Source organism: Mycobacterium sp. NPDC051804 (assembly GCF_044452905.1).
In the GTDB taxonomy this organism is placed as follows: Bacteria; Actinomycetota; Actinomycetes; order Mycobacteriales; family Mycobacteriaceae; genus Mycobacterium.
In genome coordinates, this window is the sequence record NZ_JBITCD010000005.1 from 179,977 (window position 1) to 201,061 (window position 21,085).

Here is a 21,085-nt window from a genome sequence, read left to right on the forward strand (position 1 = left end):
AGGCTAACTATTCGCCTTCTCCGGCAAGGGCGAAACGCCCGTCTGCGGTCTGCTCGACCAGCCCGTCGACCAGCAGCGAGTCCAGCGCGCGGTCTCGCTGGGCGGTGTCGGTCAGCCACGCCAGGTCGAGCTCCGCGCGTGGCACCGGAGAGTCGTTGCCGCGCAACACATCCAATAGCCGGCCGCGCACCTGGCGATCGGTTCCGGCGTACTTCTGGACCCGTCGCGCGGGCGCCGCGGCTTCCGGATAGCCTCTCGACCGCCACGCGCACACACTCAACGGACAGAGCCCGCATCGAGGTGAGCGCGCAGTGCACACGGTCGCCCCGAGTTCCATCAAGGCCACCGAAAACGTTGGCGCTTCGGCACTATCGGGCAGCAGGGCCGCGACATCGTCGAGATCGCGAACCGACGCCGGCGAATCGGCGCGACCGTGCACCACCCTGGCCACCACCCGGCGCACGTTGGTGTCCACGACGGGTACTCGCTGTCGGTAGGCGAAACAGGCGACAGCCCTGGCTGTGTACGCGCCGATCCCGGGAAGCGTCAACAGCGTCTCGACGTCCGACGGCACCGCGTCGTCGTGATCGGTGGCGATCACCGTCGCGCACTCGTGCAGCCGCTTGGCGCGGCGCGGATAGCCGAGCTTCCCCCACGCGCGCAGCACATCAGCCGCACTTGCGGCGGCGGTGGCGGACGGCGTCGGCCAACGCTCGATCCAAGCCAGCCAGATCGGTTCGACCCGGGCCACGGGCGTCTGCTGGAGCATGAATTCGCTGACCAGAATCTGCCATGGGGACACGCCGGGCCGTCGCCACGCCAGATCGCGCTGCTCCCTGCGATACCAGTCGAGCAGCTGAGGCACAATATCGGTCATGCCCAACACCAGCCCAGTGACCGCGTGGAAAGCACTCAAAGAGGGTAACGAGCGGTTTGTTGCCGGTGAGCCAGAGCACCCGAGCCAGGGCATCGAGCATCGGGCCAGCCTGGCGGAGGCGCAAAAGCCGACGGCGGTGGTCTTCGGCTGCGGAGACAGCCGGGTGGCCGCCGAGCTCATCTTCGATCAGGGCCTCGGCGACATGTTTGTGGTGCGCACCGCGGGCCACGTCATCGACTCGGCGGTACTCGGCTCGATCGAGTACGCGGTAGCCGTACTCAACGTGCCGTTGATCGCGGTGCTCGGTCACGACAGCTGCGGCGCGGTGAAGGCGACGCTCGCGGCGCTCGATGAGGGAGCGGTGCCCGGCGGTTACGTGCGCGACATCGTGGAGCGGGTGATGCCGTCGATCCTCGTGGGCCGTCGCGAGGGTTTGAGCAGGGTCGACGAGTTCGAGGCCCGCCACGTCACAGAGACCGGTTCGCAGCTGATGGCCCGATCCACAGCCATCTCCGAACGCGTCGAGGCGGGCACGTTGGCGATCGTCGGCCTGACCTATCAGCTGGCCGACGGCAAGGTGGTTTTGCGGGACCACATCGGCGACATCGGCGAAAGCTGAATCAGCCCTCATAGGCGACACGCCGAGTCACCTCGGACGAACAGGCATTATCTGGCTTTACCGTGTGAATTGTGCTGGATCTAGAACCGCAAGGCCCCCTTCCCCAACAGATTTACTGGCGCCGCAGGGCACTGGCGCTGGGCGTTGCGGCGGTCGTGATCGCCGTGATCGCGACCCTCTCCGTGGTGATCATCAAGTCCACCGGCGGCACCGAGAACACCGCCGCCGAACAGCCCGCCCCGCCTGCCGCCACACCGACACAGGTGCCGGGGGAGAACCCCGAGGTCAAGACGCCGGTGATGCCGCCGGCGCAGAACGCTCCGGCACCGACCCCGACCCCCACCGCGGCTGTGGCCCCGCCGCCAGTGCTGAACGAGGGCGATGACTGTCCCGATTCGACGCTGGCCGTCAAGGGCATCACCAACCAGCCGCAGTACGTCGTCGGCGATCAGCCGAAGTTCACGATGGTGGTCACCAACATCGGTCTGGTGGCGTGCAAGCGCGACGTGGGTGCCGCGGTGTTGGCCGCCTATGTCTACACGCTGGAAAACGGCAGGCTGTGGTCGAACCTGGATTGCGCACCGTCGAACGAGACGCTGGTCAAGACGTTCCAGCCCGGTGAGCAGGTGACGACAGAAGTGACCTGGACCGGCATGGGATCGGCGCCGAACTGCCCGCTGCCACGCCAGCCCATCGGCCCCGGGATGTACAACCTGGTCGTTCAGCTGGGTAACCTGCGCTCCGCGGCCGTCCCATTCGGTCTCGCTGCGCCCGCTCCGGCGCCGCCGCCAGGTGACGCACCGCCGCCACCACCCGCAGTGGGTTAGGCCAGCCGGTCGGCGATCGTCGATTCGGCCAACTGCGACAGGCCTTCTCGGATGTGGCGTGCCCACATCGATCCGATGCCTTCGACGTTCTGAAGGTCGGTCGCGCTCGCGGCCAACAGACCCTGTAGCGAGCCGAACGAGCGCACCAGCAGGTCGACGTGGGCGAACTGCAGCCGCGGAATGCCCGCCATCGCACGGTAACCGCGCGAGCTCATCGCCGAATCCTGCGCCTCGGCAGTCGATGGGTATCCGAAAACCCTTGCCAGAGCGGTGAAGTCGAGCAATTCGTTGTCGGAGAGATGGTCCAGCTCCTCCAACGTCGCGCTCACCTGGGCGGCGGTCGGTGGGTCCGGATTGGCGTGGTAGTCACGCACGATCAGCTCGCGCGCCGTCTCGTTGTCGCCGACCAGCTCCTCCAGCTGCAGCCTGACCTGACGTCCGTCGGTGCCGAGTTCGACCACGTCGGAATCGATTTCGAGGCTGATGCGTCGCACCATCTCCAGCCGCTGCACGAGCGTCATCACATCGCGCAGCGTGACAAAGTCCTCGATCTCGGCCGTCGACAGCTGCCTGCTGACCTCGTCGAGCCGGGCCTTGTAGCGCTCCATTGTGTCGATGGTCTGATTGGCGCGGGACAGAATGGTCGCCGAGTCGGGGATCACGTGGCGTTCCCCGGCCACGTAGACGGTCACGATGCTCATCGAATGGCTCACCGAGATCACCGGATAGCCCGTCTGGATGGCCGTGCGTTCCGCCGACCGGTGCCGCGTGCCGGACTCCTCGGTGGGGATCGACGGATCGGGCACCAGCTGGACATTGGCCCGCAGGATGCGGCTGCCGTCGCTGGACAGCACGACGGCGCCGTCCATTTTCGACAGCTCACGCAGTCGCGTCGGCGCGTAACGGACGTCGAGCGAGAATCCGCCGTCGCAGATCGCCTCGACGCTGTCGTCGTAGCCGACGAGGATCAGCGCGCCTGTGCGGCCACGCAGGATGCGCTCGAGCCCGTCACGCAGCGCCGTCCCAGGTGCCAGTCGGGAAATCGTCTCGCGCAGAGTCGGCCTGGCCAGCTGCACAACGGTGCGGCTGGACCTTCCACCAGGCTTGACCGCCATCGATCCCTCCTACGACTGGCCGCTATTCTGCGCGATCTGCCGCAGCACCCGCAATGCCGAGCCGATATCGTCGGCCGGCATCGCGCGCAGCCCCGCGGGCACCGCCGTCACGCCAGGAGGCACCACGGCCGAGGTGAACCCCAACCGTGCGGCTTCGGCCAGCCGCCGATCCATACCGGTGACGCGGCGTAGATCGCCGGCCAGTCCGACCTCACCGATCGCCACGGCTGCGGCGGGCATCGGCAAGTCCATGCACGACGATGCGATCGCCAGCGCCACCGCGAGATCCGCAGACGGATCCGTCAACCGCATGCCCCCGACCGTCGACAGGTAGATGTCGTTGGCGCCGACCGGTAGCTTGGCCCGCTTCTCCAGCACCGCGGTGATCATCGCGGCGCGCGACGAGTCGATACCGCTGACGGCCCGCCGCGGCGAACCGCTCGCCGGTGCTCCGAGCAGCGCCTGCACCTCGCCGATAAGCGGGCGCTTACCGTCGAGTGCGACGGTGACCGCGGTACCTGACACCGGTTTGGGCCGCTGATCCCGAAACAGTGCCGACGGGTCCGATACACACTCGATTCCGTTGTCGTGCAACAGGAAACAACCGACTTCATCAGCGGCACCGAAGCGATTCTTGATGCCGCGGACCATGCGAAGCGACGACTGCCGGTCACCCTCGAAGTGCAGGACGACGTCGACGAGGTGCTCCAACGAGCGTGGACCCGCGATCGCGCCGTCCTTGGTGACGTGGCCGACGAGGATCATCGCCACCCCGGAGGTCTTGGCGGCCATCGTCAGGGTCGTGGTGACCGCGCGGACCTGGGTGACGCCGCCGGTGACGCCCTCGGCTTCCGTCGTCGACATGGTCTGCACCGAATCGACGATGACCAGGCTGGGCTTCACCTCGTCGATGTGGCCGAGCACCATCTGCAGGTCCGATTCGGCGGCCAGATAGACCTCGTCGTGTGTACAGCCGGTGCGCTCGGCGCGCATCCGGATCTGGCCTGCTGACTCCTCGCCCGACAGGTACAGCGCGCGCTTTCCGCTCCCGGCCCACCTGTGCGCAGCCTCCAGCAGCAGCGTCGACTTGCCGACTCCTGGCTCACCGGCCAGCAGCGTCACCGATCCGGGGACGACCCCGCCCCCGAGAACGCGGTCGAGTTCGGGGATTCCCGTATGGACGTGCCGGGTGCGGCCGGGGTCGATCGAGGTGATGGGTACGGCCGGCGAGGTCGGGGCGATCGCACGCCGCATCGACGAGCCGTTGACGGCGGAGAGCACCGCCACCTCGTCAACCGTGCCCCAGGTGCCGCAGTCGGCACATCTGCCGACCCATTTCGCGGTGACGTGGTGGCATTCGGAGCAGCGATACTGCGAACGCGCTTTGGCCACGAGCCGACCGTATCCTCAGGGACCGACAGAAGTCCGTGGTGAGGTGCCGTGTCGCGGAGTTCTGCGGTCAGTGGCCGCCGGAGCCGCCGCCCGAGTGGCCGCCGCTGCCGCCTTCTTCGCGGCGGGGGCTTTCACCAGCGGAGACCGGCACCGCGAAGGTGCCCTCGCCGCCTTGCTCGAACTTGAACGTGAAGTTGTACGTGAGGCCGTTGGTGATCGGCTTCGTCAGCTCCACCTTGGCCTCCGCGGCCTCGACCGTCTCGACGCTCTCCAACGGACTTATTTGCCCGTCGGGGGCGCCGACGACGAGCGTGCCCGCCGCGGGCAGCGCGGTGTCTCCGGACAGTGTCACCGTTCCGACGTCGGACGTGATGGACACCAGCTTGTCGTTGACATCCGGCGAGTTGTTGGAGGCGACGAAGATCAGCTCGACTTCACTACCCGGTTGGGCGTAATCCGTCTTCAGGTCGACCCGCAGGTGGGCGTTGCGCACCGCGATCTTCCCGATGTTCGCGCTGGTGCCGTTCACCGCGGCTTCCTGGGTGGCCGTCTGGGAAACCTGCCCGGCTCCGCAGCCGCTCATGACGACGGCGGCTGCCAGTCCACAGGCGGCCAGTTTGAAGCGGTCCACACGTGCCTCCTGCTCGACGGACTTTGGATTCGACTATGGACTGTAGTAGGTGCGCGTGGCGGGCGGTAGCTGAGGGCCGACGGACGGTCCGCAGTTTTCTCGATGGCCGCAGCGTGTTGCACGTATTCGTCACGCTGTCAACCCCTAGTCTCGACCTGGAGTGCCCCTGACCTGCACCGTTGATCCACGCCTGTCCGGACCCCGTGCTAACATTGGGTTGTGAAAGGGGCTCTAATCTGATGATTTTCAAGGTCGGAGACACCGTCGTCTATCCACACCACGGCGCCGCGCTGATCGAAGCGATCGAAACCCGGACCATCAAAGGCGAACAGAAGGAATATCTCGTCTTGAAGGTTGCCCAGGGCGATCTCACCGTTCGAGTCCCTGCGGAGAATGCCGAATACGTGGGCGTGCGAGACGTCGTCGGGCAAGAAGGTCTCGACAAGGTTTTCCAGGTGCTTCGCGCACCGCATACCGAGGAGCCGACCAACTGGTCGCGTCGCTACAAGGCCAATCTCGAGAAGCTGGCCTCCGGTGACGTGAACAAGGTGGCCGAGGTCGTCCGCGATCTGTGGCGCCGTGACCAGGAGCGTGGCCTGTCCGCAGGCGAGAAGCGCATGCTGGCCAAGGCCCGTCAGATCCTCGTCGGTGAGCTCGCGCTCGCGGAGAACACCGACGACGAGAAGGCGGCGACCATTCTCGACGAGGCACTTGCTGCCGCCTCCTGAAGGCCATGACGGGCCTGCCCAGAGTCGGGCTCGGCACCGACGTACACCCGATCGAGGCCGGTAGGCCGTGCTGGCTGCTGTGCCTGTCGTTCGCTGATGCTGACGGCTGCGCCGGGCATTCCGATGGTGACGTCGCCGCGCATGCGCTGTGTGACGCCCTGCTTTCCGCCGCCGGGCTCGGCGATCTCGGAGAAGTGTTCGGCACCGGCCGCCCCGAATGGCGCAACGTCAGCGGAGCGGAGATGCTGCGTCACGTACACGGCCTGCTGGTAGCCGAGGGCTATCGCGTCGGCAATGCCGCCGTACAGGTCATCGGTAACGAGCCCAAAGTGGGGCCGCGCCGTGCCGAGGCGCAGAAGTTGCTGTCCGAACTCATCGATGCCCCGGTATCGGTATCGGCGACCACGACTGACGGTCTGGGTCTGACCGGACGCGGTGAAGGTTTGGCCGCGATCGCGACCGCACTGGTCATTCCAGCCGAATAAGCCCGGTAAGCTGGCCCGTCGTGACCGACCTGCGGCTATACGACACGATGGCGGGCGCCGTCCGCGACTTCGTGCCGGTGCGTCCGGGCCACGTATCGATCTACCTCTGCGGTGCCACCGTGCAGGGCCTGCCCCACATCGGGCACGTCCGCAGCGGGGTGGCATTCGACGTCCTGCGGCGCTGGCTGATGGCGAAGGGCTACGACGTCGCGTTCATCCGCAACGTCACCGATATCGACGACAAGATCCTGAACAAGGCCGCCGATGCGGGCAGGCCGTGGTGGGAATGGGCCGCCACCTACGAGCGCGCGTTCTCGGCCGCCTACGACGCTCTGGGCGTGCTTCCGCCGTCGGCCGAGCCACGGGCCACCGGACACATCACCCAGATCATCGAGCTGATCGAGCGTCTGATCGAACGCGGCCACGCGTATGTGGGTGGCGGAGACGTGTACTTCAACGTGCTCAGCCTGGGCGACTACGGGAAGCTGTCGGGCCACCGGATCGACGACGTGCACCAGGGCGAGGGTGTGGCGACCGGTAAACGCGACGAGCGCGACTTCACGCTGTGGAAGGGTGCGAAACCAGGCGAACCGTCCTGGCCCACGCCCTGGGGACGCGGCCGTCCAGGCTGGCACACCGAATGCGTCGCCATGTGCGAGGCGTACCTCGGCGCCGAGTTCGACATCCACGCCGGCGGGATGGACCTGGTGTTCCCGCACCACGAGAACGAGATCGCGCAGGCCGAGGCCGCCGGTGATCCGTTCGCCCGCTTCTGGTTGCACAACGGTTGGGTGACCATGGGCGGCGAGAAGATGAGCAAGTCGCTGGGCAACGTCCTGGCGATACCGGCTGTGCTGCAACGGGTTCGGGCCGCAGAGCTGCGCTACTATCTCGGCAGCGCGCACTACCGGTCCATGCTGGAGTTCTCCGAGACAGCGCTGCAGGACGCCGCGAAGGCGTACACCGGCATCGAGGATTTCCTGCACCGGGTCCGCAATCGGGTCGGTGCGGTGGTGCCGGGCCAGTGGACACCGAAGTTCGAAGCAGCCCTCGACGACGATCTCGCGGTGCCGACGGCCCTGGCTGAGATCCACGCCGCACGCGCGGAGGGGAACCGGGCACTGGACGCCGGTGACCACGAAACCGCACTGGCACAAGCGATGTCGATCCGCACGATGATGGGCATCCTCGGCGCCGATCCGCTCGACGAGCGCTGGGAATCCAAGGACGAGACCTCGGCCGCGCTGGCCGCCGTCGACGTCCTCGTGCAGGCCGAGGTGCAGCGCCGGGCGGACGCCAGGGATCGCCGCGACTGGGCGGAGGCCGACGCGATCCGCGACCGTTTGAAGGCGGCCGGGATCGAGGTCACCGACACCGGTGACGGACCGCAATGGACACTGCTGGACGGTTACACCAAGTAATGGCTGGAAACTCCAAACGCCGTGGCGCGATTCGCAAGCCCGGCACCAAGAAAGGCCCGACCGTCGGGTCGGGCGGGGTGCGCCGCCGTGGGCTCGAAGGCAGGGGTGCGACGCCGGCAGCCAAGGACCGGGCCCACCATCCCGCGGCGAAGCGTGCCGCGAAGGCGGCCAGGAAGCAGCAGGGCCGCCAACGCAAGACCGATGACGTCGAACTGGTGCTCGGGCGCAATCCCGTGGTGGAGTGCCTGCGTGCGGGTGTGCCTGCCACCGCGCTCTACGTCGCGCTCGGCGCGGAATCCGACGAACGACTGACCGAATCGGTCACGCGGGCAGCCGATTCCGGGATCGCCATCCTCGAGGTGCCGCGGATCGATCTCGACCGGATGAGCACCAACGGGCTCCACCAGGGCATCGCACTGCAGGTTCCGCCCTATGAGTACGCGCATCCCGACGACATGGTGAAGGCTGCGACAACGGACGTGTCGCCCGCCCTGCTCGTCGCCCTGGACAACATCTCCGATCCGCGAAACCTCGGCGCGATCGTCCGGTCGGTGTCCGCGTTCGGCGGCCACGGCGTGCTGATTCCCCAGCGACGATCGGCGTCGGTGACCGCGGTCGCGTGGCGCACCAGTGCGGGTGCGGCTGCCCGGCTTCCGGTGGCGCGGGCGACGAATCTGAATCGCACACTGAAGGATTGGGCCAACGCCGGCCTGCAGGTGGTGGGTCTCGACGCCGACGGTGACATCACGGTCGACGAACTCGACGGCTCAGGCCCGATCCTCGTGGTCGTCGGATCCGAGGGCAAGGGCCTGTCTCGTCTGGTCCGGGAGAACTGCGACGCCATCGTGTCGATCCCGATGGCGGGACCCACGGAATCGCTGAACGCGTCGGTGGCCGCCGGCGTGGTACTCGCTGAAATCGCCCGCCAGCGCCGCAGTTAAGCGGGCTGCAGCACCTCGGCCAACCCGGGTAACTTCGGTTCGACGCCGGCGCCTGGGGTCACCCGGCGCAGCCGTCGTGCCACCCACGGCGCCGCGAACGCTGCGGCCCAACAAAAGTTGGCCCACCAGCTACGTTCCGGCGGTGTCGAATTCAACAGCGCGGCTGACCGCGACGTCAGGCTGTGCGGCACCGTGAGTGTGTCGAGGACCTTGGCGGCCATGCGTTCGTGTCCTAGTGGGGATAGGTGGATGCGGTCGCCCGCCCACAGCCGCGGATCCCGAAACTCGTTGAACCGCCAGAAGTCTACGAGCTGAACACCGAGATCGTCGACGATGGTACGCAACAGTTCGTTGTAGATCGCGGCACGGCCGCGCAACCGGCGGAACAGCGGGACAGTGCCGAGATCGGCAGCGGTGAAGGTGAGGACGACCGCACCGGTTTGCTGCAGGGTCTTCAAAGCGTCGGCGTAGCGCGCCATCATCGCGTCGATGTTGTTGCGCACCAACAACAGATCGTTCATGCCTGCGTAGATCGTCACGATGTCGGGCTCGAGCATGACCGCGGTCTGGATCTGTTCGGCGAGTATCTCGTCCATGGTGCGCCCACGTACCGCCAGGTTTGCATAGCGCATGTCCGGGTTGTTCTGCCCGAGCACTTCAGCGACACGGTCGGCCCAGCCGCGTAGACCGTTCGGAGAGGCTGCATAGGGGTCGCCGATACCTTCGGTGAACGAGTCACCGAGCGCTACGTATCTGCTGAATACAGCCATAGCACCAATCTGGCCGATGCTATGGCGACGCGCACCCCGCAGCGCCGCCGGTGGCGCAATCGACATACGTTGTCCCACTGTCGTTTGAGCGCAGGTAACCGGGACTACACACCGAACAGTTTGATGCTCAGCCACAGACCCGCGACCGATGCCAGCAGGGTGAGCGGCACGGTGCACAGCCCGATGCGGGTGAACTCGACGAACCCCGCCGGCATCTCGCGGCGAACGACGCCACGCCACAACAGATTGGCCAGTGAGCCGACGTACGTCAGATTGGGCCCGATGTTCACCCCGATCAGCACAGCGAGCACGGCGGCCGGGCCCGATGCCGCCACGAGCGGAAGCATGACCAGCACTGCGGGCAGATTGTTGACGACGTTGGACAGGACGGCGGCGATCGCCGCGATTCCCAGCAGTGCGGGCAGCGTGTCGCCCGTGGGCAGCACGTCGCGCATCGCTGAGTCCAGGCCGTGCAGCATCACCGCGTCGACGACGACACCCAGGCACAGCACGAACGCCAGGAACGGTGCGTCCACCGCTGCCGCGATCCGGTGGACGGTGGTGTCGCGGCGGGCGAGTGCTCGCACGCCGAGGACGGTGGCGCCGGCCAGGGCCGCCCATGCGGGGGAGTGCCCGAGCAGTGAGGTCACCGCGAAACCGGCGAGGGTGAGCGCGAGGACCACCAGGACGAAGACCGGCACATCCACGCGTTCAGACCCATCGACGTGAGTGGACTCGACGGACAGGTCACTCCTGAAAACCCAACGCAACAAGACGAATTCGACGGCGATCGCGGCCAGCCAGGGCAGGGTCATGACCGCGGCGAAATGCACGAACGTCAGTCCCGCGGCTGTGAACGCCAACAGGTTGGTGAGGTTGGACACCGGCAGCAGCAGCGACGCACTGTTGGACAGGTGGGCGGTGGCATACGCGTGCGGCCTGGCCGGCACCGCCAGCGTGCGTGCCGTCGCGAGCACGACCGGCGTCAAAAGCACGACCGTCGCATCGAGACTCAGGATCGCTGTGGTCGCAGACGCGACGACGAACACCATGGACAGCAGGTGTTTGGGGTTGCCCGCGCTGAACCGCGCCATCGCGACACCAGCCGCGCGGAACAGTCCCTCGTCGGCGCACAGCTTCGCGAGCACCAGGATCGCGGCCAGGAAGCCGACGACGGGCAGCAGTCGGCCCACCTCGGCGAGCGCCTCGGGTACCGAGATGACGCCCGCGACGAGCAAAATGCAAGCCACCGGGACCGCGACGATGGCCTCGGGCCAGCCGTGTGGCCGGACGATGGCGAACAACAGCACGACGGCCAGTGCGACGAGCGCCAGGCTCAACTCCACGGGTCTGCGCGCTGCCAGAGCGTCGGCAGATGCAGCGCGACACCGTCCTCGCGCGCCAGCCGCGACAGCACTCGCATGGTGACGTCCAGGTCGTCACCCGCGTAGGGGAGTGCGCGCAGCGGTTTGTGCAGCGGGCGGAAGAAGTCGTCCCAATGGGTGAGCACGACGCGGCGCGCGCCGACGCAGCGCACAGCTTCTGTCCAGTAGTCGACCAGGTACCGCTCAGGCTGTACGCCGAGCTGCCCGACGCCGAGATACACCACGTCGGCCTGCTGCCCGGCCAGCGCGCCGGGCACGAATCCGGCACTGCCGACGATCAGCAGCCGCCTGCCGGACGGGCGGTGGTGCACGACCGTCGACCACGCCTCACCGCACTTGTAAGCCGACGCGCGTACCGGCGGCGCGACGGGTTCGGTGATGACGCCGGGAAAGCGATCGGGTGGGCAATGTTCGGACTCGATCAGCGTGACGTCATACGCCCCAACGGTTATCGGCTCACCCGGGGTGGCGACGACGAGGCGGTCGTCGGGCAATCCGTGGCCGCGGCCGACCTGTCTCGCCGACGTTCCGCCGACTACCTTCGCGCTCGTGCGCTCGGCGACCACAGCGGTGTCCATCGCGTGGTCGAAAATGCGTGTGCACCGGCATGACCGCATCCAGGCGCTGCACCCCGAGGCGCGCCAAGGAGCCGTCGATGCGGGGCGCCGACGGCGACAACGACCGCAGTCCGACCTCGGCGAGGCTCGGCCGGGAAAAGAAGCCATCGGTCATCAGGGCGGATTCACCGTCGTCGATGAGCAGCGTGGTGACGCCGGCCCAGGTGACAGTCAGCGGCGCGCCCTCGGGCGCGGCGGGCGCGTCGAAGTAACCTGCGTAGTCGGCCAGGTTCGGCCTGCCGAGCTTGAGGCGCATAGCGCCAACCTTATGCGCGGCTCCCGTAGCGCCTGCGGAACTTCTCGACCTGCCCGGCGGTATCGATGTGGCGGCGGGAGCCCGTCCAGAACGGATGTGACGAGGCGCTGATGTCGACGACGACGAGGGGATAGGTGCGGCCGTCCTCCCATTCGACAGTGCGCTCGCTCGTCAACGTGGACCGCGTCAGGAATGCGTCACCGGTGGTCGCGTCCTGGAACACCACCGGGTGGTAGTCGGGATGGATATCGGGCTTCATCGTTCGTCTCCTTCGTGATACTTAGCTACCTCACCTGCGTGCTCGAACGGATCGGAGAAGGTACGCCACTCGTGCGGGTGCGCCATCTCGTCGTCGGTGAGCAACGCTGCTTGTAGGCCGTCGGCGATGGCCTGGGGTTCGGCGCCGCAGACGAGCACCGTCAACGCCACGTGGCGGTCGCCGAGAGAGTCGTCCCAATCGGCGGAGGCCAGTGCGCACCGCTGTGGGTCGGCGTAGGCCAACTGGTTGGAAGTCATTGCAGCCAGCCACTTTCCGGCGTACTCGGTTCGTAGTCCGCAGCCGGCGGATTCGATCCACATCGCGTCGTCGAACCGGTTGGCCAGCCACAGCCTGCCCCGGGTTCGCACCACCCCGTCCAGCAGCAGATCCAGTGCGTCGTGCAGGCGTTCGGGATGGAACGGCCGCCGCGCGGAGAACAGGATCAACCCAACGTCGCCGTCGCCGGAGAGTGACGGCTGACCGGCGAGCAATGGGTCGTGCGGATTGTCGCTGCGGCCTCGGCGGCTGTCGGGTTCGAGATTGGCCAGCGCGGTCTCGGCGCGTTCGGCTCCGACGGTGAGGCGTGCCAGCGGCGCCAGGCGGCGCAGCACCGACAGCGTCCGCTTATCGGGTTCGGTGAGCACGAGCGCGTCGGCGAACTCGGCCTGGGCGACCACGACCTGCGCGACCGTGCGCCCGTCGGAGAGGTCGTCGTCACCGAGGGATTGGCTCAGCCAATTCGCGGAGTCGACGCATGTCACCACCGCGTCGATCCGCACGTCGCAGGCGGCAGGCCCGTCGAGGTATCCGGGCCCCACGCGCACCCGCACGTTGTTGATCGCCCAACAGACCGGTTCGGGTTCCAACCACGGCATCAGGCGCACAACGATGCGCTCGACGTCGCTGCGGCGATGCAGCCGTCTGAGCAGGATCAGCAGGTCGTTGCGCACCGTGCAGGTGACACAGCCTTTCCGCAGCTCGAGAGGCCATTCCGTGGTGTCGCCGGCGACGGTGACGCGCCGCAGGACCACCTGGCCGTCGAATCGGTGCTCGACGACGACCGTGCCGGGTTGTCTGCCCACGACGTCGACGACGCCCTCAGTATCGCCCTGACCGCAAACCACGACCACCGGCGTTCGCATGCGCACCTCCTGTACTATTGAAAACGATTATCATTTACATTAACGCACCGAAAGGAGGGGCGTGTCCGCGCACTGTCAGGTCACCGGCCGAGCACCGAGCTTCGGCAATTCCGTATCGCACTCACATCGCCGCACCCGCCGGCGGTGGAACCCGAACATCCAGTCCAAGACCTACTATCTGCCCTCGGAGCGCCGCCGCGTCACGCTGCGGGTGAGCGCCAAGGGGATCAAGGTCATCGACCGTGACGGCATCGAGGCCGTCGTCGCTCGGCTACGTCGTGAAGGGACAAAAATCTAATGCCGCGCACCGATATCCGGCCAATCGTGAAACTGAAGTCCACCGCGGGTACCGGCTACACCTACGTCACGCGCAAGAACCGGCGCAACGATCCGGATCGGATCGTGCTGCGCAAGTACGACCCCGTCGTGCGGCGCCACGTCGACTTCCGCGAGGAACGCTGATGGCCAAGACCTCGAAGATCGCCAAGAACGAGCAGCGTCGCAAAACCGTTGCGCGATATGCCGAACGGCGTGCGGTGCTCAAGGAGACCATCCGAACGGGCACGCCTGAAGAGCGCGCCATCGCGCAGGCGGCCCTACAGAAATTGCCGCGAGACGCCAGTCCGGTGCGACTGCGCAACCGCGATGTCGTCGACGGGCGGCCGCGCGGTCATCTGCGCAAGTTCGGGTTGTCGCGGGTACGGATGCGCGAGATGGCTCACCGCGGCGAGTTGCCCGGCGTCTCGAAGGCGAGTTGGTGATGGCCAAGAAACGGCAAACGCGTCGGCATCCCGCTCCGGAACCGAAGCATCAGAAGAAGTCCCCGCTCACCGAGCGGGGCATCGAGTACGTCGACTACAAGGACGTGCAGCTGCTCCGGACGTTCATCTCCGAGCGCGGCAAGATCCGGTCGCGGCGCGTAACGGGGCTGACGGTGCAGCAGCAGCGGGAGGTCGCCAACGCGATCAAGAACGCACGGGAGATGGCGCTGCTGCCGTATGCCACCCTGCGGTAATCTCCGCGCGTGAGCAGCATCCCAGTCATCGCGTTGACCGGGTATCTCGGCGCAGGCAAGACCAGCCTGCTCAACCACGTTCTGAGAACCCCGAGAGCGCGACTTGGCGTGATCATCAACGACTTTGGCGCGCTCAACGTGGACGCCGGGCTGGTCACCGGCCAGGTCGACGAGGCTGCCTCGATCACCGGCGGCTGTGTGTGCTGTCTGCCTGACAATGGCGGGCTCGACGACGCGCTGACCAAGCTCACCGACCCTCGACTCGACCTCGACGCCATCATTGTCGAGACCAGCGGTCTGGCCGACCCGGTCGCCGTGGCGCAACTGATCCGCTTCAGCGGCGTCGACCGCGTGCGGCCGGGCGGCATCGTCGACGTCATCGACGCCACCACCCACTTCGACGTCGTCGATCGCGAGACCAGTCCACCCGCGCGCTATGCCGCCGCATCGCTGGTCGTCGTCAACAAGATGGATCAACTGCCGATCGACGACCGGCAGCCGTTGCTCGAGCGAGTGGAGAAGCGCGTCCGTGAGCGTAATCCTCATGCCCCTGTCGTCGGAACGGTCGGCGCGCGAATCGATCCCGCGCTGCTGTACGACCTACCCGGATCGAGTGACGAGCTGGGCCAGCTCTCGTTCCGGGACCTGCTCTTCGAGTCCGACGATGACCACCATGCCCACGCCGACGCGGTCACGGTGACCACTTCGGGGTGTATCGATCCGGGCAAACTCCTTGATCTGCTGGAGGATCCGCCGTCCGGGGTCTATCGGGTCAAAGGCACGATAGCCGTGCGTTATCGATCCGCAGTGCGGACCTACGTCGCGCATCTCGTCGGTCCCTCGATACACATCTCGGGTGCTCCGGCCACGGCGACACCGAACAGTCTCGTCGCGATCGGGATGGATCTCGACACCGAGCACGTCCGAGCGCTTCTGGACGACGTGTTGGCCCCCGGCGACGGAAACGCTTCGGCGGCAGCCATTCGCCGCCTTCAGCGTTATCGCCGGCTCAGCCTGTGAATCAATACTCGTAGAGGTTGGCGGGCGGGTCGATGCGCGTGGCGGAGAAGACCTCCATGACCGCGATCGGGCCGTCGCGTGAAAAGGTCTGTCCGGTTGGGACTTTGGCCTCGACCCGCAGCCAGGTGTTCTCTGGATAGTTGTCGACCTGCTGCGCGGCCGGACCGCTGATTCGAATTCGCGCCAGCGAGGCGTCGGCGGCGCAGCAGATGATCACCACGCGCGCCAGATCCGTGCGGCCGTCCTCTTTGAACGTGAACCCGGTGACAGTGATCAGCCTGTCGTCGAGGGTGTTCGCCGAATCGCGCGCAATTCGAACGAGGACCTCGGGCAGCGAGATGGCCGGCGCGCGCTCGTCGGGCAGTGCGGGAAACGGCCGGCGCTCCGTTGGTGGGGACACCTCGGTCACCGACGGGGTCGCGGCTTGAGGTGCGATGGCAGGCGGAACGATGAAACCGAGCACCGCGATGGGCACGATGAGCAGCCAGGCCGCCGACGCTCGGTGAGTGTGTCCGTCGTGACCGGGCGCGTCTGTCGACCCGCGGCGGATGTCGCGCACGATGGATATCAGCGCGAGCACGATGAGCAGGATCGCCGACACCGCCAGCCACGGCAGCAGCGACGGCTTGACGTAGCGGGTGTACGCACCGGTGATCGTGATGATTCCGGTGGCCATGCCGACGAGCAACAGGATCACGTTCTCGGTCTCGCGCGTCATTGCGCGCCCACCAGCAGGCCGACGCCCGTGGCGACGAGCATCGCCACCACGAACGTCGTTGGCGCGAAACGCAGAGCGAACGCGCGTCCGAACATGCCGGCCTGCATCGCGAACAGCTTGAGATCGACCGCCGGACCGACGACGAGAAACACCAGACGCGGAAGCAGCGGCAGCATCGTCAAGCTGGCGGCGACGAACGCGTCGGCCTCCGAGCACAGCGACAGCACCACCGCGAGCAGCGCCATGGTCACGATGCCGAGCACGATCTGGCCCGCGAGCTTCTCGTACATCCACGGCGGCACGATCACCCGAAGCGCCGCGGCGGCGGCAGCGCCGATTACCAGGTACGAGGCCGCCTGTAGGAAGTCGTGCCGGGCCGCCTCGGTGAAGACCGTCCACCGCGAGTCCTCGCCATCGCGTGGTTGTGGCAGACGCCGGGTGATCCACTCGGTCCGGCCGAACCGCGCCCACAACCCACCCATGATCAACGCAGTCAGCAGAGACGCGATGCACCGCGCAGCCACCATCTGCGGCTGGCCGGGGAATGCGACAGCGGTGGCCACCAGCACGACGGGGTTGATGGCCGGGGCGGCGAGCATGAATGTCAACGCCGCGGCGCCGACCGCACCATCACCAAACAGGCGGCGCGCCACGGGAACCGAACCACATTCGCACCCGGGCAGGGCCGCACCGCCGACACCGGCGGCGAGGATGGCTGGGGCGGGCCTGCGCGGCAACCAGCGAGCGAGCCGGTCGGGGGTCACGAACGCCGCGACGAGTCCGCTGATCACGATCCCGAGGGCCAGGAAGGGAATGGCCTGCACGAAGATACCGCTGAAGACTGTGGCCGCGGTCGCGAGATCCGCTGAGCCGAAGACGAATCCGCGTAGCGCGGTGCCGAAGACGGCCAGTGCGACCATGCCGACGACCAGCACGACCATGGATCTGTTCAGGTGAACGCCCTGATCTCGACCCCGTCGGATCCCAGTCGCTCCCGTACCGCGGTGGCGATTCGCACGGCACCGGGCGAATCTCCGTGCACGCAAACAGATTCGACCGTGATGGGAATCGTGGAACCATCGGCCGCGTCCACCCGGCCCGCCGTCACCATCGACGACACCCGCTCGACGATCTCATCGACATCGTGCAGCACGGCGTTGGGCAGTCGCCGGGACACCAGCTGTCCGTCCGAGCGATATGCGCGGTCGGCGAACGCTTCGGGCACGGTGCGCAGCCCGACGTCCTGTGCTTCGGTGAAGAACACCGAACCGGACAGACCGAGAACGGGTAGGGCAGGGTCGACGGCGTACACCGCTTGGGCGACCGCCCGCGCCTGATCGTGGTTAGTGACGATCGTGTTGTACAGCGCGCCATGGGGTTTGACGTAGCTTACCGTCGAGCCCGCGGCATGCGCGATCGCCTGTAGCGCGCCGATCTGGTAGATCACGTCGGCCCTGAGGTCTTCCGGGTCGGCGTCGATGAAACGTCTGCCGAATCCGGCGAGATCGCGGTAACCGACCTGTGCACCGATCCGCACGTCGCGTTCAGCGGCGGCTCGGCACGTCCGCAGCAGCAGCGCGGGGTCGCCGGCGTGGAATCCGCACGCGACGTTGGCGCTCGTGACGATGTCGAGCATGGCGTCGTCATCGCCGAGTTTCCACACTCCGAAACTCTCGCCGAGATCGGCGTTGAGATCGACGGTCACGTCGACCAGCCTACGATCGGCGCGGGCGCGGCCCACCTGTTCTCGGCGACGAATTCGCTCAGCGGCCGCCCGACCACCCAATGGTCGATCTCGAGTTGAGGGCGGTCGGGAAACTCCGGCACCGGGCCGAGACACAGCACAGCGACGGCCTCGGCGTCGTCGGGAATGCCGAGCAACTCCCCGAGCCGGCGCGGATCGAAGAGGGACACCCACCCCATGCCGAAGCCTTCGGCGCGGGCAGCCAACCATAGGTTCTCGATGGCGCATGACACCGATGCCAGGTCCATCTGCGGCAGCGTGCGCCTGCCGAAGATGTGGGCCTGCCTGCCGTCGCCCAGTGCGACGACCAACAGCTCGGCGCAGTCCAGGATGCCTTCGACCTTGAGTGCCAGGAACTCGGCAGCGCGCGGACCGAGCGCTTCCGCGGTGCGCTGCCGCTCTTCGTCGACGACGGCGTGAATGTCTCTGCGCAGATCGGAGTCGGTGATGCGGATGAACCGCCACGGCTGCATCAGCCCGACGCTGGGCGCGGCGTGCGCGGCCTGCAGTAATCGGATCAGCACGTCCTCGGGGATCGCGGAGCCGGGGACGAAGCGTCGCATGTCGCGACGTTCGGCGATCACGCGGTAGATCGCGCTTCGCTCCGCTGGGCTGAATGCGTGCTCGGTCACGTAAAAGAGCCTAGGTGGCACCATCGACGGGGTGACCCGTGAGCAGGTATTGATTGATGCGGCGGAACTGGAGCAGCGACTCGAGGACGGCGAGCGTCCGACGATTCTCGACGTGCGCTGGCAGCTCGCTGAACCCGACGGCCGCGCGGCATACGAGCGAGGCCACATTCCGGGCGCGGTATACGTCTCGCTTGACGACGAATTGTCCGACCATTCCGTCACCGGTCGCGGACGCCACCCGTTGCCGTCCGGCTGCGATCTCGAGGCGGCCGCCAGGCGCTGGGGTGTGCGCGCCGGTGTGCCAGTCGTCGTGTACGACGACTGGAACCGCGCGGGCTCGGCGCGCGCCTGGTGGGTGCTCAAAGCGGCGGGCATCACCGAGGTTCGGATCCTCGACGGTGGACTGTCCGCCTGGACCGGGCCGCTCGAAACCGGTTCGGCGAGTGCGCAACCCGGCGATGTCACGGTGACCTACGACGACCTGTATGCCGGCGCACTGCCGACGCTGACCGCCGAACAGGTGACGGACGCGGACCTGACGCTGCTGGATGCGCGTGCCCCGGAACGCTTCCGCGGCGACGTCGAACCCGTCGACCCGGTCGCCGGCCACATTCCCGGGGCCCGCAACGTGCCGAGCACGAGCCTGCTGGACGGCGACGGCCGGTTCGTCTCCGATGTGCCCGAGTTGAGCGGTGCTGTCGGCGCGTACTGCGGATCGGGTGTCACGGCGTCGGTCGTGGTCGCGGCGCTCGCCGCAGCCGGTGTCGACGCCGCGCTGTACCCGGGCTCGTGGTCCGAATGGTCCTCGCATCCAACGCGTCCCGTGGAGAAGGGCTAACCGCGAGCCCGGCCGCGGCGGCCGACCAGCCAGCACACCAGGAAGATCGCGAACGAGATCGTGGTGACGAACACCGACACGGGCACCCCGGGCGCAAGGGACAGCACGATGCCCCCGACAGCAGCCACCTCGGCGAAGACCACCGACGCCGCGATCGCCGCACCCGGTGAGGCGAAGACCCGCACCGCGGCCGCGGCGGGTGTGATGAGCAGGGACATCACCAGCAACGCGCCGACGATCTGCACACCCTGAGCGGCGGTGACCCCGACCAGGGCGGCGAACACAATGCCCAATGCGCGCACCGGAACTCCGCGCCCCGCCGCGACTTCGGGGTCGACGGTGGCGAACAACAGCGGGCGGTAGGAAACCGCGAGGACCGCGACGACGGCGATCGATACCACCGCGAGCAGCGCCAGTCCCGAGTATCCGACGCCGACTATCTGGCCGGTCAGCAGCGCGAAGCTCGTCCCGGTTCGGCCGGGATAGAGATGGATGAACAGCACCGCGAGACCGAGTCCGAATGCCAACACGACACCGATCGCCGAATCCCGTTCACGGGCACGCTGACCCAAAATGCCGAACAGGATTGCGGCCATTGCGCATCCGATGAGTGCACCGACGCCCACATTGAAACCGGCGAGCAGCGCGAAAGCCGCTCCCGTGAGGGACAACTCGCTTGATCCGTGCACCGCGAACGACATCTGCCGCATCACGATGAAGGGTCCGATCAAACCGGACACCAGGGCTAGCAGAGCCGCCGCGAGCAGCGCCTGCTGGACGAAGTCGCGGCGCAAGAGGTCGAGGGTGATGTCGAACGAGAACAGGTGCGTCAGCAGGTCGCTGAGCCGTTCAGTCATGGTCGTGTCCGCTCGCGTGCGCCGAATGGTCGTGTTCGCCGACTACGACGTAGCGGCTGCCGACCTTCACCACCTGGATGTCGGCGCGATACAACTCGGACAGAGTCGCCGAGGTCATCACCTCTTCGACGGTGCCGATCCGGAATCGCCCGTCGACCAGATAAAGCACACGATCCACGTAGGGCAGAACGGGATTGACCTCATGTGTGACGAAAAGTACGGCGGTGTTCGCGTCGCGGCGGCGCGCATCGATGAGGCCGGACACCAGCCGCGCATTGGCAGGGTCGAGGTTGAGTAACGGCTCATCGCACAACAGCAGCACCGGATTTGTGGTCAAGGCCTGGGCGATCCGCACCCGCTGCAGTTCACCGCCGGACATCACCCCGACCGGCACATTTCCCAAGGCTTCGCCGTTGACCTGGGACAGCGCCCGCTGCACGGCTGCGCGTTTGGCCGAGCGGTCGGTCGCGAGTCCCCACCGGTGACCGTCGAAGCCCAGACCCACGAGGTCGCATCCGCGCAGCGACAGTCCGGTGTCGATGGCTCGGTGCTGAGGTACGTAACCGATTCGCTGACTGCCCTTTTCGACCGGCTGCCCGCAGATGGTCACGCTGCCTTCGGTGAGGGGCAGTTGGCCCAGCAGCACCTTGAGCAGTGATGTCTTACCCGTCCCGTTGGGTCCGAGCACGGCGATGAATTCGCCGGCATGCACTGTCAGATCCAGCTGGTCCCACAGCACGCGTTCGTCGAACGCCAGCCGGGCGCTGGTCAGTTCGGCGACGACGACAGCAGGCAC

At 67.1% G+C, this 21,085-nt stretch carries 26 protein-coding genes and 1 pseudogene; 12 read left to right on the forward strand and 15 right to left on the reverse strand.

Annotated features, from left to right (window positions below; translation table 11 throughout):
* Nucleotides 1–7: 7 nt before the first annotated feature.
* The gene (locus tag ACIA48_RS20500; protein ID WP_396735554.1) at nucleotides 8–877 is read right to left on the reverse strand and encodes an A/G-specific adenine glycosylase; all 870 of its coding nucleotides are present in this window, start codon (nucleotides 875–877) and stop codon (nucleotides 8–10) included.
* Here ACIA48_RS20500 and ACIA48_RS20505 point away from each other — a divergent pair.
* Nucleotides 876–1,496, forward strand: a complete 621-nt coding sequence (locus tag ACIA48_RS20505; protein ID WP_396735557.1) for a carbonic anhydrase — start codon at nucleotides 876–878, stop codon at nucleotides 1,494–1,496. The two genes, ACIA48_RS20500 and ACIA48_RS20505, sit on opposite strands and share 2 nt — an antisense overlap.
* Nucleotides 1,497–1,567: 71 nt before the next feature.
* Nucleotides 1,568–2,323 carry a hypothetical protein gene (locus tag ACIA48_RS20510; protein ID WP_396735560.1) on the forward strand — a complete coding sequence of 252 codons (756 nt, stop codon included), beginning with the start codon at nucleotides 1,568–1,570 and terminating at the stop codon, nucleotides 2,321–2,323.
* On the opposite strand, the gene disA is transcribed toward ACIA48_RS20510, so the two are convergent.
* From disA to ACIA48_RS20525, 3 genes are all read right to left on the reverse strand, one after another.
* Nucleotides 2,320–3,438, reverse strand: a complete 1,119-nt coding sequence (gene disA / locus ACIA48_RS20515) for a DNA integrity scanning diadenylate cyclase DisA (RefSeq protein WP_396735563.1) — start codon at nucleotides 3,436–3,438, stop codon at nucleotides 2,320–2,322. The genes ACIA48_RS20510 and disA overlap by 4 nt on opposite strands.
* A 9-nt stretch (nucleotides 3,439–3,447) precedes the next feature.
* Nucleotides 3,448–4,830, reverse strand: coding sequence for a DNA repair protein RadA (radA, locus tag ACIA48_RS20520; RefSeq protein ID WP_396735566.1), 1,383 nt, complete (start codon nucleotides 4,828–4,830; stop codon nucleotides 3,448–3,450).
* Between the two features lie 67 nt (nucleotides 4,831–4,897).
* A complete protein-coding gene (locus ACIA48_RS20525; protein WP_396735568.1) occupies nucleotides 4,898–5,461 on the reverse strand; it encodes a hypothetical protein in 564 nt (187 codons plus the stop codon).
* 239 nt (nucleotides 5,462–5,700) lie between these two features.
* Between ACIA48_RS20525 and carD the strand changes: the two genes are divergently transcribed.
* The 4 genes from carD to rlmB are packed head-to-tail and all read left to right on the forward strand — an operon-like array spanning nucleotide 5,701 to nucleotide 9,036.
* Nucleotides 5,701–6,189, forward strand: a complete 489-nt coding sequence (gene carD, locus ACIA48_RS20530) for an RNA polymerase-binding transcription factor CarD (RefSeq protein ID WP_003888533.1) — start codon at nucleotides 5,701–5,703, stop codon at nucleotides 6,187–6,189.
* Between the two features lie 5 nt (nucleotides 6,190–6,194).
* On the forward strand, nucleotides 6,195–6,674 hold the full coding sequence (gene ispF / locus ACIA48_RS20535) for a 2-C-methyl-D-erythritol 2,4-cyclodiphosphate synthase (protein ID WP_396735574.1): 480 nt from the start codon (nucleotides 6,195–6,197) through the stop codon (nucleotides 6,672–6,674).
* Nucleotides 6,675–6,694: 20 nt separating this feature from the next.
* Nucleotides 6,695–8,095, forward strand: coding sequence for a cysteine--tRNA ligase (gene cysS / locus ACIA48_RS20540; RefSeq protein ID WP_396735577.1), 1,401 nt, complete (start codon nucleotides 6,695–6,697; stop codon nucleotides 8,093–8,095).
* Nucleotides 8,095–9,036 (forward strand): 23S rRNA (guanosine(2251)-2'-O)-methyltransferase RlmB, encoded by a 942-nt coding sequence (rlmB, locus tag ACIA48_RS20545; protein WP_396735580.1) that lies wholly within the window; start codon nucleotides 8,095–8,097, stop codon nucleotides 9,034–9,036. Before cysS ends, rlmB begins: the two co-directional genes overlap by 1 nt.
* On the opposite strand, the gene ACIA48_RS20550 is transcribed toward rlmB, so the two are convergent.
* The 5 genes and pseudogenes from ACIA48_RS20550 to mrf all read right to left on the reverse strand — a co-directional run bounded on the left by ACIA48_RS20550 (nucleotide 9,033) and on the right by mrf (nucleotide 13,465).
* Nucleotides 9,033–9,806: an SGNH/GDSL hydrolase family protein gene (locus ACIA48_RS20550; RefSeq protein ID WP_396735583.1), complete on the reverse strand. Its 774-nt coding sequence runs from the start codon at nucleotides 9,804–9,806 to the stop codon at nucleotides 9,033–9,035. The two genes, rlmB and ACIA48_RS20550, sit on opposite strands and share 4 nt — an antisense overlap.
* 104 nt (nucleotides 9,807–9,910) lie before the next feature.
* Nucleotides 9,911–11,152 (reverse strand): SLC13 family permease, encoded by a 1,242-nt coding sequence (locus ACIA48_RS20555; protein WP_396735586.1) that lies wholly within the window; start codon nucleotides 11,150–11,152, stop codon nucleotides 9,911–9,913.
* Nucleotides 11,143–12,064 (reverse strand): annotated as a pseudogene (locus tag ACIA48_RS20560) (MBL fold metallo-hydrolase). Before ACIA48_RS20560 ends, ACIA48_RS20555 begins: the two are co-directional and overlap by 10 nt.
* 10 nt (nucleotides 12,065–12,074) lie before the next feature.
* Entirely contained in the window at nucleotides 12,075–12,323 is a 249-nt protein-coding gene (locus tag ACIA48_RS20565; protein WP_396735589.1) for a type B 50S ribosomal protein L31, read from the reverse strand.
* Nucleotides 12,320–13,465, reverse strand: a complete 1,146-nt coding sequence (gene mrf / locus ACIA48_RS20570; protein WP_396735592.1) for a ribosome hibernation factor-recruiting GTPase MRF — start codon at nucleotides 13,463–13,465, stop codon at nucleotides 12,320–12,322. The genes ACIA48_RS20565 and mrf overlap by 4 nt, the downstream gene beginning before the upstream one ends.
* Before the next feature lie 61 nt (nucleotides 13,466–13,526).
* Here mrf and rpmB point away from each other — a divergent pair, with 61 nt between their 5' ends.
* Genes rpmB through ACIA48_RS20595 form a run of 5 tightly spaced genes read left to right on the forward strand, consistent with a single transcriptional unit; the run spans nucleotide 13,527 to nucleotide 15,500 of the window.
* On the forward strand, nucleotides 13,527–13,763 hold the full coding sequence (gene rpmB, locus ACIA48_RS20575) for a 50S ribosomal protein L28 (protein ID WP_396735595.1): 237 nt from the start codon (nucleotides 13,527–13,529) through the stop codon (nucleotides 13,761–13,763).
* On the forward strand, nucleotides 13,763–13,927 hold the full coding sequence (gene rpmG, locus ACIA48_RS20580) for a 50S ribosomal protein L33 (RefSeq protein ID WP_396735597.1): 165 nt from the start codon (nucleotides 13,763–13,765) through the stop codon (nucleotides 13,925–13,927). The genes rpmB and rpmG overlap by 1 nt, the downstream gene beginning before the upstream one ends.
* A complete protein-coding gene (rpsN, locus tag ACIA48_RS20585) occupies nucleotides 13,927–14,226 on the forward strand; it encodes a 30S ribosomal protein S14 (protein WP_396735600.1) in 300 nt (99 codons plus the stop codon). Before rpmG ends, rpsN begins: the two co-directional genes overlap by 1 nt.
* Complete coding sequence (gene rpsR / locus ACIA48_RS20590) at nucleotides 14,226–14,480, forward strand: 30S ribosomal protein S18 (RefSeq protein ID WP_396735602.1); 255 nt, start codon at nucleotides 14,226–14,228, stop codon at nucleotides 14,478–14,480. Before rpsN ends, rpsR begins: the two co-directional genes overlap by 1 nt.
* A 9-nt stretch (nucleotides 14,481–14,489) precedes the next feature.
* Nucleotides 14,490–15,500 carry a CobW family GTP-binding protein gene (locus tag ACIA48_RS20595; RefSeq protein WP_396735605.1) on the forward strand — a complete coding sequence of 337 codons (1,011 nt, stop codon included), beginning with the start codon at nucleotides 14,490–14,492 and terminating at the stop codon, nucleotides 15,498–15,500.
* 1 nt (nucleotide 15,501) lies between these two features.
* On the opposite strand, the gene ACIA48_RS20600 is transcribed toward ACIA48_RS20595, so the two are convergent.
* From ACIA48_RS20600 to bluB, 4 genes are read right to left on the reverse strand one after another with little or no spacing between them, the layout of a single operon-like run.
* Nucleotides 15,502–16,218 carry a TIGR03943 family putative permease subunit gene (locus ACIA48_RS20600; RefSeq protein ID WP_396735608.1) on the reverse strand — a complete coding sequence of 239 codons (717 nt, stop codon included), beginning with the start codon at nucleotides 16,216–16,218 and terminating at the stop codon, nucleotides 15,502–15,504.
* Nucleotides 16,215–17,159 (reverse strand): permease, encoded by a 945-nt coding sequence (locus tag ACIA48_RS20605; protein WP_396735610.1) that lies wholly within the window; start codon nucleotides 17,157–17,159, stop codon nucleotides 16,215–16,217. Before ACIA48_RS20605 ends, ACIA48_RS20600 begins: the two co-directional genes overlap by 4 nt.
* An 8-nt stretch (nucleotides 17,160–17,167) precedes the next feature.
* Complete coding sequence (locus ACIA48_RS20610; RefSeq protein WP_396736806.1) at nucleotides 17,168–17,932, reverse strand: LamB/YcsF family protein; 765 nt, start codon at nucleotides 17,930–17,932, stop codon at nucleotides 17,168–17,170.
* The gene (gene bluB, locus ACIA48_RS20615; RefSeq protein WP_396735613.1) at nucleotides 17,920–18,594 is read right to left on the reverse strand and encodes a 5,6-dimethylbenzimidazole synthase; all 675 of its coding nucleotides are present in this window, start codon (nucleotides 18,592–18,594) and stop codon (nucleotides 17,920–17,922) included. Before bluB ends, ACIA48_RS20610 begins: the two co-directional genes overlap by 13 nt.
* 31 nt (nucleotides 18,595–18,625) lie before the next feature.
* Here bluB and ACIA48_RS20620 point away from each other — a divergent pair, with 31 nt between their 5' ends.
* Nucleotides 18,626–19,432: a sulfurtransferase gene (locus ACIA48_RS20620; protein ID WP_396735616.1), complete on the forward strand. Its 807-nt coding sequence runs from the start codon at nucleotides 18,626–18,628 to the stop codon at nucleotides 19,430–19,432.
* Here the strand turns inward: ACIA48_RS20620 and ACIA48_RS20625 are convergent.
* Nucleotides 19,429–20,289, reverse strand: coding sequence for a metal ABC transporter permease (locus ACIA48_RS20625; RefSeq protein WP_396735619.1), 861 nt, complete (start codon nucleotides 20,287–20,289; stop codon nucleotides 19,429–19,431). The two genes, ACIA48_RS20620 and ACIA48_RS20625, sit on opposite strands and share 4 nt — an antisense overlap.
* Nucleotides 20,282–21,085, reverse strand: a complete 804-nt coding sequence (locus tag ACIA48_RS20630) for a metal ABC transporter ATP-binding protein (protein ID WP_396735622.1) — start codon at nucleotides 21,083–21,085, stop codon at nucleotides 20,282–20,284. The genes ACIA48_RS20625 and ACIA48_RS20630 overlap by 8 nt, the downstream gene beginning before the upstream one ends.

Coding starts and splice junctions, on each gene's coding strand:
- ACIA48_RS20505 (WP_396735557.1), top strand. CDS start 876: ATGCCCAACACCAGCCCAGTGACCGCGTGGAAAGCACTCAAAGAGGGT.
- ACIA48_RS20500 (WP_396735554.1), bottom strand. CDS start 877: ATGACCGATATTGTGCCTCAGCTGCTCGACTGGTATCGCAGGGAGCAG.
- disA (WP_396735563.1), bottom strand. CDS start 3,438: ATGGCGGTCAAGCCTGGTGGAAGGTCCAGCCGCACCGTTGTGCAGCTG.
- carD (WP_003888533.1), top strand. CDS start 5,701: ATGATTTTCAAGGTCGGAGACACCGTCGTCTATCCACACCACGGCGCC.
- ispF (WP_396735574.1), top strand. CDS start 6,195: ATGACGGGCCTGCCCAGAGTCGGGCTCGGCACCGACGTACACCCGATC.
- rlmB (WP_396735580.1), top strand. CDS start 8,095: ATGGCTGGAAACTCCAAACGCCGTGGCGCGATTCGCAAGCCCGGCACC.
- ACIA48_RS20550 (WP_396735583.1), bottom strand. CDS start 9,806: ATGGCTGTATTCAGCAGATACGTAGCGCTCGGTGACTCGTTCACCGAA.
- ACIA48_RS20565 (WP_396735589.1), bottom strand. CDS start 12,323: ATGAAGCCCGATATCCATCCCGACTACCACCCGGTGGTGTTCCAGGAC.
- mrf (WP_396735592.1), bottom strand. CDS start 13,465: ATGCGAACGCCGGTGGTCGTGGTTTGCGGTCAGGGCGATACTGAGGGC.
- rpmG (WP_396735597.1), top strand. CDS start 13,763: ATGCCGCGCACCGATATCCGGCCAATCGTGAAACTGAAGTCCACCGCG.
- rpsN (WP_396735600.1), top strand. CDS start 13,927: ATGGCCAAGACCTCGAAGATCGCCAAGAACGAGCAGCGTCGCAAAACC.
- rpsR (WP_396735602.1), top strand. CDS start 14,226: ATGGCCAAGAAACGGCAAACGCGTCGGCATCCCGCTCCGGAACCGAAG.
- ACIA48_RS20600 (WP_396735608.1), bottom strand. CDS start 16,218: ATGACGCGCGAGACCGAGAACGTGATCCTGTTGCTCGTCGGCATGGCC.
- ACIA48_RS20605 (WP_396735610.1), bottom strand. CDS start 17,159: ATGGTCGTGCTGGTCGTCGGCATGGTCGCACTGGCCGTCTTCGGCACC.
- ACIA48_RS20625 (WP_396735619.1), bottom strand. CDS start 20,289: ATGACTGAACGGCTCAGCGACCTGCTGACGCACCTGTTCTCGTTCGAC.